General features: G+C 72.1%; 1 protein-coding gene. It reads right to left on the bottom strand.

Features of this window, described 5'->3' with window-relative positions:
• A partial coding sequence (locus tag WMO64_RS17045; protein ID WP_349232770.1) for a peptidoglycan recognition protein family protein occupies window positions 1-698 on the bottom strand: 698 nt, incomplete at both ends.

Genomic DNA, 698 nt, shown 5'->3' with positions numbered 1-698 from the left:
GCCCAGGCCCAGGCCTCCGCCGCCCAGTCGGCGGGCTGCTCCGCTGCGGGCTGCTGGGGCTCCTCCGGCTCCGTCTGACCGTCCCCGCCCAGGGCCGCCTTGACGGCGGCGCGGAAGTCGTCCATGATCTTGCCATGCCTCGGCCACCAGTGCTCCACGTCGGCGTGGTTGGAGGCGATGCCCGCCCGGTAGCCCTCGGCGTGGCAGAGGATGTCCTGCTCCGGATCCAGGCCGTACGTCTCGCAGAGGCAGGCGCACAGGGCCACAGCGCGGTCCCACACAGCCTCGAAGTAGTCCTCCGTCTCCTCCGGGTCGTAGGCCATGAGGGAGCCCTCCTGGGCCGCTGCCGCCGCCAGGGTGGCGGGGCCGCAGGAGCCGTCCTGAGTGAGCCCCAGAGCGGCCTGGGCGGCCCTGGTGGCCGTCTCGGTGGCCGGGCCGAAGCTGCCGTCCACCTCCCCGGTGTACAGTCCCATCCGCTGGAGCTCCTGCTGCCAACGCTTGACGGCCCAGGCGCTCATGCCCTTGGCCCCACGGTACAGAGGCGCCCACTCCACCGGCAGCAGACGGCACTGGTCGGGCTCGCAGATCTCAAAGGCAATGTGGGTGTCGTTGGCGGTCTTGCCGCTGGTGCCGGTTCCGGCGTGCCAGCCCCGGCAGGTCCAGGGCAGGGTCTGGAGTGTCTGGCCGTCGTCCACCAT

The sequence above is a fragment of the Pseudoflavonifractor intestinihominis genome, from assembly GCF_040096055.1.
Taxonomy (GTDB): Bacteria; Bacillota; Clostridia; order Oscillospirales; family Oscillospiraceae; genus Pseudoflavonifractor; species Pseudoflavonifractor intestinihominis.
The sequence above is the reverse complement of the archived record's forward strand: the minus strand, read 5'-3'. Positions and strand labels throughout refer to the sequence as shown.